This window comes from Helicobacter sp. 11S02596-1 (assembly GCF_002272825.1).
In the GTDB taxonomy this organism is placed as follows: Bacteria; Campylobacterota; Campylobacteria; order Campylobacterales; family Helicobacteraceae; genus Helicobacter_J.
Map to the genome: position 1 here is coordinate 1 of NZ_MLAM01000003.1, position 17,085 is coordinate 17,085.

13 protein-coding genes are annotated in these 17,085 nt (G+C 40.5%); 4 read left to right on the top strand and 9 right to left on the bottom strand.

Going from position 1 to position 17,085, the window contains the following annotated elements:
* Positions 1-269: hypothetical protein (locus BJI48_RS09310; protein ID WP_219350123.1), on the top strand; the 269-nt coding region annotated here is incomplete at its 5' end.
* A 1,847-nt stretch (positions 270-2,116) separates the two neighbouring features.
* Here BJI48_RS09310 and abc-f read toward each other — a convergent pair.
* Positions 2,117-4,051, bottom strand: coding sequence for a ribosomal protection-like ABC-F family protein (gene abc-f / locus BJI48_RS02495; RefSeq protein WP_095331558.1), 1,935 nt, complete (start codon positions 4,049-4,051; stop codon positions 2,117-2,119).
* A gap of 266 nt (positions 4,052-4,317) precedes the next feature.
* Here abc-f and BJI48_RS02500 point away from each other — a divergent pair, with 266 nt between their 5' ends.
* Together BJI48_RS02500 and BJI48_RS02505 are read left to right on the top strand one after the other, a co-directional pair.
* On the top strand, positions 4,318-5,535 hold the full coding sequence (locus BJI48_RS02500; protein WP_095331816.1) for an aromatic amino acid transport family protein: 1,218 nt from the start codon (positions 4,318-4,320) through the stop codon (positions 5,533-5,535).
* 82 nt (positions 5,536-5,617) lie between these two features.
* On the top strand, positions 5,618-6,301 hold the full coding sequence (locus BJI48_RS02505) for an MqnA/MqnD/SBP family protein (RefSeq protein WP_095331560.1): 684 nt from the start codon (positions 5,618-5,620) through the stop codon (positions 6,299-6,301).
* On the opposite strand, the gene BJI48_RS02510 is transcribed toward BJI48_RS02505, so the two are convergent.
* The 8 genes from BJI48_RS02510 to BJI48_RS02545 all read right to left on the bottom strand — a co-directional run bounded on the left by BJI48_RS02510 (position 6,298) and on the right by BJI48_RS02545 (position 15,447).
* The gene (locus tag BJI48_RS02510; RefSeq protein WP_095331562.1) at positions 6,298-7,149 is read right to left on the bottom strand and encodes a hypothetical protein; all 852 of its coding nucleotides are present in this window, start codon (positions 7,147-7,149) and stop codon (positions 6,298-6,300) included. The genes BJI48_RS02505 and BJI48_RS02510 overlap by 4 nt on opposite strands.
* Positions 7,150-7,161: 12 nt before the next feature.
* Complete coding sequence (locus BJI48_RS02515) at positions 7,162-8,526, bottom strand: N-acetylmuramoyl-L-alanine amidase (RefSeq protein ID WP_095331564.1); 1,365 nt, start codon at positions 8,524-8,526, stop codon at positions 7,162-7,164.
* Between the two features lie 4 nt (positions 8,527-8,530).
* Positions 8,531-9,622, bottom strand: a complete 1,092-nt coding sequence (locus BJI48_RS02520; protein WP_095331566.1) for a nitronate monooxygenase — start codon at positions 9,620-9,622, stop codon at positions 8,531-8,533.
* Between the two features lie 18 nt (positions 9,623-9,640).
* Positions 9,641-10,849, bottom strand: a complete 1,209-nt coding sequence (tyrS, locus tag BJI48_RS02525) for a tyrosine--tRNA ligase (RefSeq protein WP_095331818.1) — start codon at positions 10,847-10,849, stop codon at positions 9,641-9,643.
* 45 nt (positions 10,850-10,894) lie between these two features.
* On the bottom strand, positions 10,895-13,039 hold the full coding sequence (locus tag BJI48_RS02530) for a RelA/SpoT family protein (protein ID WP_095331820.1): 2,145 nt from the start codon (positions 13,037-13,039) through the stop codon (positions 10,895-10,897).
* A gap of 15 nt (positions 13,040-13,054) precedes the next feature.
* Positions 13,055-13,270 carry a DNA-directed RNA polymerase subunit omega gene (locus BJI48_RS02535; RefSeq protein WP_095331568.1) on the bottom strand — a complete coding sequence of 72 codons (216 nt, stop codon included), beginning with the start codon at positions 13,268-13,270 and terminating at the stop codon, positions 13,055-13,057.
* A gap of 28 nt (positions 13,271-13,298) precedes the next feature.
* Positions 13,299-14,015, bottom strand: coding sequence for a UMP kinase (gene pyrH, locus BJI48_RS02540; protein ID WP_095331570.1), 717 nt, complete (start codon positions 14,013-14,015; stop codon positions 13,299-13,301).
* Positions 14,016-14,151: 136 nt separating this feature from the next.
* Positions 14,152-15,447: an adenosylmethionine--8-amino-7-oxononanoate transaminase gene (locus BJI48_RS02545; RefSeq protein ID WP_095331572.1), complete on the bottom strand. Its 1,296-nt coding sequence runs from the start codon at positions 15,445-15,447 to the stop codon at positions 14,152-14,154.
* Positions 15,448-15,634: 187 nt separating this feature from the next.
* Between BJI48_RS02545 and BJI48_RS02550 the strand changes: the two genes are divergently transcribed.
* Positions 15,635-17,077: a peptidylprolyl isomerase gene (locus BJI48_RS02550; RefSeq protein ID WP_095331574.1), complete on the top strand. Its 1,443-nt coding sequence runs from the start codon at positions 15,635-15,637 to the stop codon at positions 17,075-17,077.
* Positions 17,078-17,085 lie beyond the last annotated feature (8 nt).

A 17,085-nucleotide genomic window follows, 5' to 3' on the forward strand; every position in this document is an offset into this window, starting at 1 on the left:
TGCCAGTGAGGCAAGCTTCTGTGCCATCTGTAGAACAAGTAGTATCACCACCTAGAGAAATATCCGCCCCATATACCAAAGCACTCCCCATCAAAGAAGCCAAGATGATGGAGAAAAGGGGTTTGAATGAGGATTTTTTGGATTTTAGAGATGATGAGACGTTTTTTAAATCTTGTTGTAAGCCTTTAGATTTTAGAAATAACTGCGATTCTTGGAAGTTTTTTGAATCTTTGGCGGGTTGGAAGTGTTGGGAGCTTTCAGACCCATAATGATTGGGGGATTTTTGAAGTTTATCGAAACTCCGAATTTGGGAATCTTTAAGGTTTTGAAGTTGTTGGGAAGTTTTTAAACCTCGAGTTTGTTGGGATTTTTGGGTGGTGGGGGATTGAAGAGGGCTAGTTAAAGAGCTATTTAGGAGATCTTGCCCCCCCCCCGCAGTATTTCTGGGTGATGATTTTGGGTATTCATTACGTATTCCTTTTGTCAATCTTTGAGATTTTTGGATTTAAAAAGCATTATTTTAGTATAAAACCTCTTTAAGTTATGCTGAAATTTTGAAAATTATGGAAAAATAAGCTATTTAGGTGTTTATTTAAATCTGGATTTGCAAAAATTATGAGTTTTGATTTGATGTTTTTTGCTAGGTGGGTGGGGTTTTTGGTGGATGGGTTTTCAATTGCTAACCTCCCAAAAACGGGAGGAATCCTAAAAAAATCATCGCCCTTTCTTGTTAAATATAACAAGAAGTGCTACAATTATCTCAAGGATTGTTTTTAGCAATTCCAGAAACTTCACACAAACTTCCTTCAAAGAGGTTGTTTGGATTTGCTCCTAGGAGGCTGTTACCCTCCTTGGGGCTTCAACCTCAACAATAATTTTATCACATTTTCCATATCCTCAAAAAGACCTTTCGCGTTTCTAGAGACTTTTAGCTACTTTCAAAATCTATAGAAATTTTTACCTAGGAACGAATACTGATTCGATCGATAGTAGCGGTCTTTAAGTTTGGATTTTAAAATTCAAACCGAGTAAAACATAATGTTTTTCATAGCTGTGTGACTAGTGATTGTTTCTTATACTAGCTAGAAAGGGAGGGGCTAGCCGTCTGCTATACCCTTGCGGGCATATACGCATCGGCGTGTGAGGCTAGTGAAGCCAAGCAGTTGGCTTCACCTTTACGCCTCTCCTTGCGAAGACCGCCCCCCTAGACCCCTTTAGAACCCCTACCCCCGTCACGCCCCCAATGCAATGCGGGATTAAAAAGCGTAGCTGGCTTTTTTGGTAGCAATTCCAGACTGACAAACCTTTAAAACTTATCTCGAATATTCAAGCTTGCTTGAATATGAGATGGTAGCTTTAGGAGCGAAGCAAGATTTTATATCTTGCGAAGTGGTCTTCAGGTTTAATTTTTCAAAGAAAAAATTAAACCGAGTAGAAAACAATAGGAATACAGCAGGGCACTGGTCAAGCAGTGCTCCAAGAGGTTGGAGTGGCTATTTTTTAAACTTGCGAATCTCTTTTATAAGGATGGCAAGCGACAAAATAGCAATGATAAAAACTTCCATTTTGGACGCCTTGTAGTAAAATCCCACCCCTGCCCCGATTGCAAAATTTTAAAAAATAAAGAATCAACCAAAAAAAAACCCGACACGCTAGGTATCGGGCTTTTTTACTACAAGTTTCCAACCTCTGAAAACTTAGAAATCACCATTCTTGACAATGGTTGCATTGATTATAACAAATTTTCAAAGGATATTCTGTTTGAGTTTGAAAAAGTGTGGGAGCTTTTTTTAACGCCTCTCTTTGCGAAGTCCGCAGGGTGGGCGGGTCTAATATCCCCCTCAAACTCATCGGGCGGGCGGGTGAAAACCCCCTGACCCGCCCCCTTAGCAGATAGGGTGAAAGTGCGTAGCGGGCTGGGTTTGATATTGGTTTGTGAATGGAAACCTTAAAAAATGGGTTGATGACGTGCGAAGCACGGAATAACCCTGTCCTTTAGGAATGGAAAGAGGCTTTGCCTCTTGGAATGGTCTTTAGATTCACAACGTGAATCGAGTTCAAAATAATGAAAACCGAGTTAGCATAATGACAAAATGATAAAAGTGCCTCATCATCGCTAACAGCCTAGTGCCTGTTGTTTTTCTTCAAGCTCAAAATATCGCCCGATTTTTAGCTCCAAATCATCTTTTGTTGTTTGCAAATCCATCGCCAAATCCGTGATAGCACCCACCTCATAGGCACTGGGGTTAGAGAGCATTGCTTCTAGGGATTTGATCTTTTCTTCCAATGCCTCTATCTCGCCAGGAAGCATATCGAGTTCTCTGGCTTCTTTGTAGCCAAGCTTGGTGGATTTCTTGGGCGCTAAATTCACCTTTTGCTCGCCAGCCTCACGGGCAATTTCTTCATATTCTGCTAGTTCCTTGCACATATCAAGATACTCGCTATAGCCAATTACGAGCTCTTCACAAATGCTATCCCCTTTGAAAACAAGCAATTTATGGGCGATTTTATCGACAAAATACCGATCGTGGCTGACAAAAATCACCCCGCCATCAAAGTTCTGCAGATACTCCTCCAGAATATTGATGGTGGCAATATCAAGGTCATTAGTCGGCTCATCTAAAATCAAACAATCATATTTCCTAGCAAACAACAAAGCCAAAGCCACCCTGTTTTTCTCCCCACCGCTCAAAAATGCTATTTTTTTGTCCAAAAACTCTTTGGGAAATAAAAAATTTTTCAAATACCCAAAAACGTGGATATTCTTGCCCCTAACATCGATGTGATCGCCACCATTGGGGCAAAATGTCTCGAGGAGATTTTTGCTTTCATCAAGCATTTTTCTATGCTGGTCAAAATACCCGATTTTCATCTCACCCCGCTTGATAACACCGCCATCTTGGGGTATTTCACCCAGCAAAATCTTCAGTAATGTGCTTTTGCCACTGCCATTTTTGCCTACGATAGCGATTTTATCTTTTTGCAAAACCCGCAATGAAAGATTTTTTATCAAGGGTTTTCCCTCGATGGCTTTAGAAATATTTTCGCATTCAAACAGCATTTTTTTGGCATTGATACTCTCTTCACGATTAAAATGCTTTTTTTCTCGCTCAAGTGCCACACGCATTTTGGCGATGATGGCTGGATTGGTTTTTGCGCTCTCTCGCATCTGCAAAACCCTAGCCTTGCGTCCCTCGTTGCGTTTTCTCCTTGCCTGCACGCCTTTTTGAAGCCATTCTTCTTCGTTTTTTAGTAGCTTGAGGAGGTGCTGGTGTTCTTTGGTGAGATGGGCTAAAATCTCCTCTTTTTTCTGCAAATAATTGCTATACCCGCCATCAAAACTCAAAAGCTTACCATCATCGATTTCTACGACACGAGAAGCCAGCCTTTCGATAAAATACCGATCGTGGCTGATAAACACCACACTACAAGCCAGCCCGGCGATCATTTCTTCTAAAAATTCAAGCGTCTCTACATCCAAATGATTGGTCGGCTCATCAAAGATCAAAATATCGGCATCTTTTAGCAACATTCCTGCAAGGGCTAAGCGCTTTTGCTCGCCACCACTGAGCGTATTTGCCAAACGATCGGCGATATCTTTTAGATCAAAGCGTTGCAAGATTTCATCAACCTTATTACTCAAATCCCACGCGCGATGGCTATCAATAAAACCCATCAAACGCCCTTGCTCCTCTAAAATCTCGCTATCTATATTGGGATCTTGGGCGATTTTTTGATGGATGGTTTCAAGGCATTTGTGGGCTTCTTTGAGTTCTTTGAGGCTGTCTTCACAGACTTCTTTGACACTGATAAGCGGGTCAAAAACAGGGTGCTGGGGGAGGCTTAAAATCTTGAGATTATTTTGGATAATGCGCTCCCCAGAATCTTGTTCCACTTCGCCACAAAGGATCTGGAGCAGTGTGCTTTTGCCACTGCCATTTTTGCCTACGATAGCGATTTTTTCGCCTTTTTGGATCGAAAAATTTATATTGCTTAAGACTATTTTGTGATCGTATTGTTTGCAAATATCAAGCAAACTCAAAAGTGCCATTGTCTCTTTGTCCTCTTCTGTGCATACCGGATTTTATGTCGCATTTTGCGTCGTATATTTCTAAAAATATCAAAAGGAAAAATCATACCAAAATCTATGGGATTCCCCAAAACAAAATATTTTTTTCAAATACGTGATTTTTATTATAAAATTTCATCAATAAGCTAGCATCCCGTGCAAAATCCAAGATTTATCAAGAAAAAAGGAGAAAAATGCAGTCGCAAGAAAATACCAAACAAAAGCCCAAAGACAAATCCAGCAATAAAATGAGGTTAGAAGCATTTGATACCAGCTGGGTCATCGGGCTATTTGGGACCGCTGTGGGAGCAGGCATTTTGTTTTTGCCGATCAATGCCGGAATGGGAGGGTTTTGGCCTATCGCATTGATGAGTTTGTTTATATTTCCAATGATTTTTTTGAGCCATCGCTCGCTTAGTCGCTTTGTGCTGTGTGCCAAACACCCCGACAAGGACATCACGCACGTTGTTGAAGAATATTTTGGAAGCGGTGTTGGCAAACTCATCACGGTGCTTTATTTTTTTGCTATCTATCCTATCTGCCTAGCTTATGGGGTGGGGATTACCAATACCCTTGATAGCTTTTTGACCTACCAAATGCACCTACAGCCTACCAACAGGCTTTTACTCGCATTTGTGCTTATCAGCGCGATGATGTTAGTGATGTCTTTTAACGAACGCATTATGTTGCGATTTTCCCAAGCCCTCACATACCCGCTAATTATCGCTTTGATGGGATTTTCGCTTTATTTGATTCCCTACTGGAAAATCGATGCACTTTTAGAAATCCCCTCACCCAAGCAATTTGCCAATGTTTTGTGGATCACATTGCCCGTTTTGATTTTTTCTTTCAATCACTCCCCAGCGATTTCGGCATTTTCACTTAGCATTCGCAAAGCCTACAAATCCCAAGCGCTTGAAAAATCCAATCAGATTTTGTTTGTTACTTCAGGGCTTTTGCTGATTTTTGTGATGTTTTTTGTCTTTAGTTGTATATTATGTCTCTCACCGCTTGAGCTTCAAGCTGCTAGAGAACAAAACATCCCAATTCTTTCTTATTTTGCCAATAAATTTGATAACCCTATTATTTCGTATGTCGCCCCATTGATTGCTTTCACAGCCATCACGACATCGTTTTTTGGGCATTATTTGGGTGCTAGAGAGGGTCTCAATGGGATTATCCGCAAATACACCAAACAAAACGATCTGAATAAAACTATCAAAACATTCAGTGCCTTGTTTATCTATATCACGATGATTGCGACAGCCTATGTCAATCCAAGCATTTTGGGCTTCATCGAAAGTCTCGGGGGTCCTATCATTGCTGTGATTTTGTTTTTGCTCCCAGTAGCTGCTATCTATAAAATCCCTTCGATGAGGCATTTTGCAAACCCGCTCGCTGATGGGTTTATCGTGATAACGGGCTTGATTGCGATTTCAGCAATTTTGTATCAATTTACACAATAATAATGATTCTTGGCTAGAATCTTTGCATTCACGCCAAGGATTACATAATAAAATGTAGGCGAAAAATGCAAGCGGAGGCTGTATGCGTTTTGGAAAAATAGAATATATCAATCTATTGCCATTTGACGTTTTTATCAAGGCATACCCTTTGCATTCAGGATTCAAAAAATTCTTGCAGTTAAAAAAATCTTATCCCTCTAGGCTCAACAAGGATTTTCTATTCCGCAGAATCGATGCGGGCTTTATCTCATCGATTGCCGGCTATCACGCAGCACGCAAGCACAAAGCCACCGATTCTGCCATCATCGCCAAAGGGAGCGTATGGAGTGTCATCATCATCCCCAATCCCCAAGCTGAAGATTACCAATCAGCGACATCCAATGCCTTGTGCAAGGTTTTGGGGCTTAGTGGGGAGGTTCTCATCGGTGATAGGGCATTAGCCTACCGCTACAAAGGGGGCGAACATCTGGATATGGGTAAAATTTGGTATGAAAAAAAACATTTGCCATTTGTGTTTGGTAGATTTTGTTTCAATGCCTACGGGGATTTTTATCACCGCATAAGCAAAGAATTTAACCAAAAAAAAATCAAAATCCCCCATTTTATCTTGATGGCATACGCCCAAAAAACCCAAATCCCCAAAAGCTATATCTTAGAATACCTCAAACATATCTATTACAAAATAGGCCCAAAAGAACGGCTTGGTCTGGAGCGGTTTTATCGGGAATTGCTTTTTAAAAAAATCAAAAAACCCGCACGTTTTTAGGCATCTTCGCTAAAACTCCGATACATCCATTCCCCACACCAGCCCAAAAAAGCCAGCATATAAAACGCCATACGTGCATTGTAATAATTTTCTGTTTGAGAAAGCGTGTTGGAGCAAAACAAACACACCAACACGCCTAATGCCAAAAACAACATATTGGCGTATTCATAAAATCCAAAAAATTCTTTACGAGACAAAAATACCTTGATAAACAAAATAAATCCCACACAAAACATCAAAAAATCCATATACAACCATAAATTGCTTTTATCATAATAAGCCTGAAAACCAGAAGCAAACAAAACCACCAAACAAACATTGATAGAGGGGCAAAAAAATGCGAGGTATTTTCCAAGCTGGTTTTTGACATTCAGGCGAAAACCAAAACCAAAAAGTATCAACGGCAAAAATAAAAAGAAAATATAAAAAAATCCTGAAATAAAAATATATTTGAGATTTTCTAAGACCAAATCCAAAAAAGAAAGATCCTTGAGTCCATCCCCAGTCATCAAGCCCAGTATCGCTGAATCCAACGATTTTTCAGTGCTCAAACTCAAAACGAAAATAAAAATCAAAACAATGCAAATCCCAACCGCAACGAGCCTCTGGAAAAAAATATCCCTCTGTATATAAGAAGCAAGAATCAAATACCCCAAAGACATCATAATACCAAAAAGATAAAAAATATTCACAGCATTATCATAAGCTCGGTCATTTTTGGTCAATATAAAAAATAATTGTGAAAAAGTATTGCTGAATTGAGAAACCAAAAGTGATAAAATACTAAAAACAAATAATAAAAAAAATATCGATGAAAAAATAACCTTATATGTGTTTGGTTTATTCATTATGTTCCTTGGTTAATAATTTTTGGCAAAATAGCCCTCAATCCCATCAGCTATCCCCTTAGCCAAAAACCTCTGGTAACGCTTATCATCAATCCTGCGCGCTTCAATTGGATTGGAATTATAGCCTATCTCAATCAAAACTGATGGCATCAACGCCCCTGCCAAAACCCAAAAAGGACCTTCCCGCACCCCGCCATCGACCACGCCCTGATAATGCTTGCGGAGTTCTCTTAAAATACCAAACTGGATATCAATAGCAAGCTTATTAGAAGCGATGAGGCGATGGGAGTTTAGAGAATTTAGAAAAGAAAATTTAGAAAAATAATTCATCACATCCACATCGTCTTTGTTTTCAAGCTCAGCAACCTTTCTCGCACGCTCACTCCGTGCGGTCGAAAGGAAATAGGTTTCGACACCTTGGGGGCTATCGCTAGAATTTTTTGGCACAGAATTGGCGTGAATAGAAACAAACAAATCCACATTCTTAGCATTGGCAAAATCCGTTCGTTCCTTCAGATTGATATAAACGTCCTTATTTCTCGTCATATAAACAATATAGCCTCTTTTTTTAAGCTCTTGCTCCAAAAACTTTGAAACACTCAAGACAATCACTTTCTCACATATCTTGCTTACCCCCATCGCACCGCAATCCTTGCCCCCGTGTCCGGGATCGATGACAATTTTGTATTTTTTGGAAGTTTTGGGAGATTCTTGGGCGGGGGCGGTTTTTGTTTGAGCTACGGGGGATGATTTTGGCTCGGTTTTATTTGTGCTAGATTGGGATTTTACAGGTGATTGGGATTTTGTAGCTGGCTTTTGTGCGGGCGCAGTTTGAGATTGCTTAGAAACGGGTGCTTTGATGGGCGGTTTGGGAGTAGTATTTTTTGGCTTTTCAGGTTTTTTTTGGGGCTTGGTGGGGGTTTTGGGGGTGCTTTTTGGGGCTGGAGGCTTGCTTTCTTTTTGTTCAGGGGGTTTTTTTGTGGCTTTTGGTTCTTTTGCGACTTTTGTCGCTTCGGGTTCAGGGAGTTTGTCGATGATACTGATATAGAGGTGTTTTTCTACGATCTTAGTCTGATAAGTGCTATCTTTGTTCGTCTTGATGACGACACGCACAATCTCAGGCGTATTTTGGGCGATTGAAACCTGCGTGCGGTTGGAAAAATTATAATTTTTTCTTGGACCAATTAAAACCGCCTCGATGTCTAAAAAATTTCTAAAATCCTTGAGACTATGGCGTTTAAAAGAGAGCTTTGAAATGTCTTGATTAAAAGTAATGCGAACACTGCTCGTGCCAAAAGGAATAATCTGAAGAATCTTGAGGTCTGAAGCCAAAGCAAATCCCAATACATAAAAAAATAAAATTAGGATTGCGCGCACACGATTACTCCTGTGTCAGCTCGTGCATTAATTCTTTTACCGTGATGATTTTTTCTATTCTATAGCCATTCGCGCCACTAAAATAAAGCCCCTCTTGTTTGTCTCCCAAATGCCCTTTTCCCAAACTATCAGCGATACAATACCCAACTGCCTTTGCCTCAACACCCCGATGGCAAGGAGAAACGCAATTGCTGATACAACGAACCTTTGGGGCATTGCCCTCTTGCAATCTTTGCAAAACGCCGATATTGATCGCTCTGGCTGGGTAGCCCACAGGCGATTTGACAAGCTTGATGTCATCTTTTTTTACAAAGGGCAAAATCTCTGCATACGCCTTGGCGTCGCATTCTTTTGTCCCTAAAAAGCGTGTCCCCATCTGCACCCCGCTCGCACCCAAAGCAATCATCCTATCAATATCGCCGCGATCCCAAATGCCCCCCGCAGCAATCACAGGGATATTTCCCCATTTTTTGGCTTCATCAGCGATCTGTGGGACAAGGTTTTCTAGCTGGAACTCTTCCTTGAAACAATCTTCGTATTTAAACCCCTGATGTCCCCCGCTCAAAGGACCTTCGACAATAATCGCATCGGGGAGTCTTTGATACCGATCTTCCCAGCGCTTGCAAATAATCCGCAATGCCTTTACCGAAGATACGATCGGCACGAGTGCAACCTCCGGAAAATTCTTTGTAAATTCAGGCATATTCGTAGGCAATCCCGCACCTGTAACGATGATATTTGCCCCCGCCTCACAAGCATCTCTGACGACCCTGCCATATTCATTGATAGCATAGAGAATATTTGCACCCAAAGGGCTATTGCCACAGATTTTTCTGGTATTTTTAAATATCTCATTCAACGCCTGTTTGGAATAAAAATTGATCGCTTCAAATGGCTTGGAAGAAACAATCCTTTCAACAAAATGCATTTTTTTATAATACCCCGTCCCTACGGCACTGATAATCCCCAAGCCACCCTCTTTTGAGACATTGCCCGCAAGCTCATCCCAACTGATACCCACGCCCATACCTCCTTGGAATATGGGGTATTTGATGGTATGTTTCCCGATTTTTAATGGTTTTAATTTCACGTTCATCGATTATTTTTCCTCAAATCATTTAATCACAGCTCGGATAAACTTTCTTTTTCCTATTTGTATCACATATTCTCCCGATTCAAATTTATAATTTTCGTCCATAATTTTTTGTTTATTGATTTTGAGACCCCCTCCCTGAATATCTCTCCTCGCCTGAGAAGTCGAGGAGCAAAGATTGGCAAGCTTGAGAAGCTCACAAATCCAAATGCCTTTTTGAAACGCCATCTGAGGTGCCTCGCTAGGTGTTGCATCGCCTTGAAAAACCTCATCAAACTCTTTTTTAGCATTTTGCGCCAAATCCAAGCTGTGATACCTCGCTGTGATTTCTAGGGCTAGCTCTTCTTTGACTGCTTTGGGATGCAACACGCCGTTTGCAACACCACGCTTGTATTCTTCTATTTCCCCGATGGTTTTACTACTCAAAAGCTCATAATATTTCCACATCAAATCATCAGAAATGCTGAGTATTTTAGCATACATTGCATTAGGTTTTTCTGTAACCCCGATATAATTTCCCAAACTCTTGCTCATTTTATTCACGCCATCAAGCCCCTCAAGCAACGGCACGGTCAGCACGGATTGCTCTTTATTTAGCCCATAAGCACGCTGGAGCGTTCTGCCTACGAGGAGATTGAACTTTTGGTCATTACCACCAAGCTCAATATCACAACCCAGCGCAACCGAATCATACCCCTGCAATAGAGGATACATAAATTCAATAATACTAATCGGGCGATTTTGCTGGTAGCGTTTTTCAAAATCATCCCGTTCTAGCATCCTCGCAACCGAAAACTTCGATGTCAAATCTACCAACCCCCCTACCCCAAGCGCATTGATCCATTTGGAATTAAAACAAATCTCTGTATATTTGGGATCGAGTATCTTAAAAACCTGTTCTTTGTAGGTTTGGGCGTTGTTTTGGACCTCTTGGGCGCTGAGTTGTTTTCTCGTCTCGCTCTTGCCACTAGGATCGCCGATGGTAGCGGTAAAATCACCGATGAGAAATTTCACATCCCCACCATATCGCTGAAAAACAGCTAGCTTTTGGATCAAAACCGTATGCCCCAAATGTAGATCGGGTGCAGTGGGATCAAAGCCTGCTTTCACGACAAATCGCTCACCGGTTGTATAATATCTCCCCACCAAAGAAGCGATATAATCTGCTCCAATAAATTCGCTTGCCCCACGCGTGATTTCTGCCATCGCTTCTTGAACTTTTTGTTTAATTTCTGGCTCAAGATTTATTTGATTGTGATCGCCCATTTGCTCCCCTCAGTTTTGATATGCGTCTTTTAAACTTGAAAATTCTATCACTTTGTATTTCCTCATTAGCGATTCTTTGAGTGGTTTGATGTCCCGAAAATCAACCTCAAACAAGATTTCACAATGCGTTGAAAACTGGCTTTTATACCCCAAATACGACACGCCGATAACATTGCAACCATTTTTTGCCAAATTATTTAAGAAATTTGCTAACGTGCCTTTTTTGTCTTCAAGGGCGACAATGACCTTATAAGCGGTTTTTATTTTCTTTGCCCATTCGACAAATACCATTGACACACCTGATTGGATATCTTCACTGACTTTCTCGCATAGTTTGTGATGGACAACGGCTTTTTGACCCGTCATTATAGCCAAAATCTCATCGCCGTATTTGGGATGACAACAATAATCAAACAAGATTTCATTCACATTACGATTGGTATAAATCACGAAATTTTCGAGTTCGATTTTTTTGAGTTTGAGGAGATTCATCCGTATTTTGGCAAAAAAACTCGACTCGGTATTGAAGCTTTGCTTGATTTTATTTTTGAGATCCTGCAAAAATCCAATGTCTTTGGTAGCGCGGAAAAGCGAGTTATCAAAGCCTTTGATCGAAAGATACCTTTCAAATATTTTGTGATTTTTGCCAAAAATGGTTGCCAAAATATTGATAGCGCTTTTTTTCTCAATCTCACGGATCTGGTTTTGGCGTTGCAGGCGCAAATGGCTTTTTGCACGCGAGGTTTTGACCGCATCGACCCAGGTGTATTTCGGCGCAGCTTCTCTGCCGACAATAATCCGCACAATATCCCCGCTTTTGAGCGTCTGGAGCAAAGAGACTTTTTGGTTATTCACATAGGCTTCTTTGGCATTATCACCTAGCTCGCTATGGACCGCATAGGCAAAATCAAGTGCAATCGCCCCCACAGGCAAGGCGTAAGTATCCCCATCGGGCGAAAATACCACAATATCTTCTTGATACAAATCATTTTTGGCAAGCTCGTAAAATTCCTCGATAGTGTTGTTTTGGTATTGGAGATTATGCAACCATTCTAGGCTAGGAATCATCCCGCCGCTCTTGTATTTCCAATGCGCTGCAATGCCGTATTCTGCACTTTTGTGCATATCAAATGTGCGGATCTGGATTTCATAAACCAATGCCTCATCAAAAATCGTCGTATGGATGGTTTGATAGCCATTTTCCTTAGGCAAGGCGATATAATCTTTGAATCGTGAGACAATGGGTTTGAAATTCAAATGCACCATTCCTAAGACTTTATAGCATTCAATCGGATTTTTGACGATGATTCTCACCGCAAGCAAATCAAGAACCTCATCGATACTCACGCCCTTTCTTTGCATTTTTAGGTAAATAGAATACGGGCGTTTTACCCGACTTTCGATATGAAAATCAGTATCTGAAAAGCCTTGCGTTAAAAGCATTTTATTGAGCTTGTCAATAAAATGATTGAGCCTCAATGACAAAGATTGCTTGTTTTCTTTGAGATAATTGCGGATTTTTTCATATTCTTGGGGAAAAATATAATGAAAGCTCTTGTCTTCAAGCTCATTTTTGATCGAAGAAATCCCCAAACGATGAGCGATAGGGGCATATACCACCAATGTTTCTTCTGAAATGCGAATCTGCTTTTCATAGGGTAACACCTCAAGGGTTAGCATATTATGCAAGCGATCGCTAATCTTAATCACCAGCGCTCTGGGGTCTTTGATGGCTGCGACAAGCATTTTTCTAAAAGACAAAGCCGAGATGATGACTTTTTGGCTCGAATTATTAGAAACAAGTTCTTCTTTTCTGATTTCTGTGATTTTAGTCAGTGCATCGACCAAAACAGCAACATCATCGCCAAATTCAGCCTTGATGACATCAATATCACACAATGTATCTTCGACAACATCGTGGAGCAAGGCTGAGCAAATCATCGCTTCATCGCCACCATAAAAAGCCACAATGCAAGCCACGCAAATAGGATGGACAACGTAGGGTTCGCCACTTTTTCTTTTTTGCCCATCGTGATATTTGATAGCAATTTCCAATGCGTTGTCAATTTTTGAAGTGATTTGAACCAAATTCTGCAGGGTCTTTATCCCCTCTTGAGGTTCGGTGATTTTCCTTAAGGTATCAAAAAATTCCAAATTCAAACAGACCTTTTAATTGCGCTCATCGATCCGATCAACACTGACTTTCCCCTCAGCAATCTCTCTCATTGCAATATCAGCAAGCTTGTTTTTTTTCATATCCATATCCACGAGGGGTTTTGCCCCCGCACTAAGCTGTTTGACCCTAGAAAATACGAGGTTTGAGAGGATATACCTATCATTCCCAATTCTTTCAAGTGCTTTCGCTACGATTTCTTCAGTTCTCAATTTCGATCCTTTTTTTAAATTTCGGGCGTTATTTTACCACAGAGCAAGTGCCATCATTGTCTCTGATGATTTTTAACAAATTTTCCTTCAAAAACATATTACAAACCACAATCGGGAGTTTATTGTCTTTTGCCAAAGCGATCGCTGTATCATCCATCACCTTGATATGATCGTGCAATGCTTCATCATAGCTCAATCTATCAAGCTTCTTGGCATCGGGGAATTTTTGAGGGTCTTTATCATAAACGCCATCAACTTTTGTGGCTTTTACAATCATATCCGCACCGATCTCAACTGCCCGCAAAGTCGCTGCGGTATCGGTGGTAAAAAATGGATTCCCCGTCCCTGCCCCAAAAATCACAATCCTACCTTTTTCAAGATGGCGGATCGCTTTTCTATAAATATAACTTTCACAGATTTCTTTTATCTCGATCGCACTTTGCACCCGCACATCCATACCGATATGTTCGAGGGCTTCTTGCATTGCGACCGCGTTGATAACCGTCGCAAGCATTCCCATATAATCCCCGCTTGTGCGACGGATAATCCCCCCTGCAGATGCGCTCACGCCCCGAATAATATTGCCCCCGCCAATGACAATCCCTACTTCGATGTCGTTTTGAGCCAATGATTTGATTTCGGTAGCAATATACGCAAGGATAGAGCTATCAATACCAAAACCATTTTCTCCTGCCATCGCCTCGCCCGAAAATTTCACTAAAACACGCTTTTTTTTGGCTTCCATAAACAATCCCTTTCTTTATTTTTGCTCCGTTTGGGTTAATCCAAATCTAAAAGACCACTACATAGAGTAAAAACACCAAACGCTTGCAAGTCAAATCTCAAACCACGCTTACGTTGAAATTTTAGTAAATTCTTACTTAATATTGGATTTGTTTCAAAATAACTTTCAAAGAATCAATAATATACGCAACTTCTTCTAGGGTGATGGTATAAGGGGGCATTAGATAAATCGTATTCCCCAAAGGACGCAATAAAAGACCTTTTTTCAAGCCTTTTTCAAAAATCTCTAACCCCACGCGCCTCCCCTGCGGAAATCCCACCAAATCAAAGGCAAAAACCATCCCTTGATAGCGAAAGTTGGAAATAAATTTAAATTCTTTGAGTTCTTCCATCAATGCCACAATCTTATGGCTAAAAATCTTATTTTTTGCAATAACATCTTGGGACTCAAAAATATCAAGCACCGCATTCGCACACGCACACGCTAGGGCATTGCCTGTGTAGCTATGCGAATGCAAAAACGCCTTGTGTGCCTCATAGGGAGCATAAAATTTTTCATAAACCTCATCGCTTGTCATCACCACAGACAACGGCATATACCCCCCACTCAAGCCCTTTGAAAGGCACAAAAAATCCGGCGTTATATCGCATTGTTCATAAGCAAACAAACTCCCGCTCCTGCCAAACCCCACAGCAATTTCATCAAAAATCACATAAATCCCACGCTCTTGGCACATCCTAGAAGCTTTCAGGACATATTCAGCGCTATAGATATGCATATTCCCCGCACACTGGATCAATGGCTCTAAGATAAAGGCTGCGATATTTTTGCCCTCAGTATCCAAGATGATTTCGAGTGCCTTAAGGGCATTGGGAATATCTGCGTTATCCTTTGGAACAGGGGTTTGGAGGCATTCAATCAATATCTCTTCATAAGTATTTTTATAAAGCCCCACTGCCCCAACAGAAAGCGCCCCAATAGTCTCGCCGTGATACGCATTACTCAGCGACAAAAATTTTGGGCGCTTTTTGCCATCTAACAAATGGGCGTGGTAGCTCATCTTGAGTGCTACTTCCACGCACGATGAACCATTGTCTGCATAAAAACATTTTTCCAATCCTTTAGGCGTTAGCCCGACTAAGCGATTGGAAAGTCGGATAATACCCTCGTGCGTGAAGCCTGCAAAAATCACGTGTTCAAGCGTGTCGATCTGCTCTTTTAGCTTGGCATTAATATAATCATTGCTATGCCCAAATAGATTCACCCACCAGCTACTCACACAATCAATATAAGCATTCCCATCAAAATCGTATAAATAAACTCCCTTGCCCCGTTTGATAGGGATGATGGGAAGCTTTTCGTGGTCTTTCATTTGCGTGCAAGGATGCCAAATCGTTTTGAGATCGGATGCTATCAGTTCGCTTGTATCCATAAAAACTCCCAAGTTTTGCTTTTAAATAAGTCTAATTTTAGCCATTTTTAAGTATAATCCACCGCATTAATGAATCTTTGGAAGAAAGATATAATATTTTTTGATATTATGTTATATTTTTTTAAGATTTTAGATCCAAAATGATAAACATTTTGACAAAAATTATACTTAGGGAATTATCAAACAGATGATAGAGTGGATGCAAAAACACAAAAAATATCTTGTTATCACAATATGGATCAGCACCATCGCATTCATAGCCGCAGGGATGATCGGCTGGGGTCAATACAATTTTTCTATTTCAGGAGATAGCGTCGCTAAAGTCGGTAAAATAACCATTTCTAGGCAAGAACTCGAGCAAGAATACCGCAGATTTTATGAAATATATGCTCAAGCTATCGATAATTTTAGCCAAGAGGACGCTCAAGCGATGGGGCTTGAAAATGCCGCACTCAATTTCCTCATCAATCAAGCACTGCTTAGAAACTTTGCTCTGGATTTGGGATTGCAGGTAGAAGATACCGAAGTTATCGATGAAATCACGCAGAATGAGGCATTCCAAGATAATGGGCATTTTGATGAAAATCGATACAAAACCCTCTTGCAAGAAAACCGCTACCGCCCATCAGATTTTGAAGAAAATGTTAGAAATGCCCTTTTATTGCAAAAAATCACTGCCCTACTCCCTAAAACTATCACGCCTCTGGAATTGTCCGCAGTTTCTTCTGGATTTGAGCTTGAAGATAAAATCGAAATCGCCATCTTAACCACCAAAACCATCCACCCCAATATCCCGCAAACAGAACTCAAAACATTCTGGGAACAAAACAAAAATAAGTATCAAAAACCCGCTGAGTTTGACATTCAGTCCATATTTGTAGGCTCAAATACACAACCTGTTACTCCTATAGAACTAGAAGAGCAATACAAGCAAAATAAAAGCCTTTATCTCAATGATAAAGGCGAGCTAGAAAGCTTCCAGAGCGCAAAAGAAAAAATCCAAAAAGATGTCCAAATGCAAAAAGCCCAATCTCAAGCGCTTCAAGAATATCTCAAGCTTAAAAAAGGTGAGGCAAAAAACTTCCAAAGCCAAACATTTTCAGACAATCGATACCCACCAGAAGTAATGCAAGAACTCCAAAAAGCCAAAATCAATGATACGCTAAAGCCTCAAGTCTATCAAGATGGGTATATTGTTATCAAACTCATTGGCAAAAAAGACGCCCAACCAAAGGATTTTGAAGCAGCCAAATCGCAAGCTTTGAGCGAACTTGAGGCGACAAAAAAAATCCAACTTCTAAAGATTGAAGCGCAAAATAAACTCGAGACATTCACAGGCAAAAATATTGGATTTGTATATCCAAATTTTAAAGGCAAAATCGAAGGCTTAGACGAAAAAGAGACATCCGAACTTATCGCACAAATTTTTGCTAGCAACAAAAAGTCAAATTTTGCTATCATCAACGATAAAGCCATTTTGTATCGGATAACCCAACAAGATTTCAAAAATAAGCTACAAGAAAGCGATAAAAGTTTAATGCAAAATATAACAGAAAATCTCAAAACCAATTATCTTGATCAAACCCTCATTGATCATCTCAGGCGACAATACACTATCAAAAGATATTAAAAACTAGG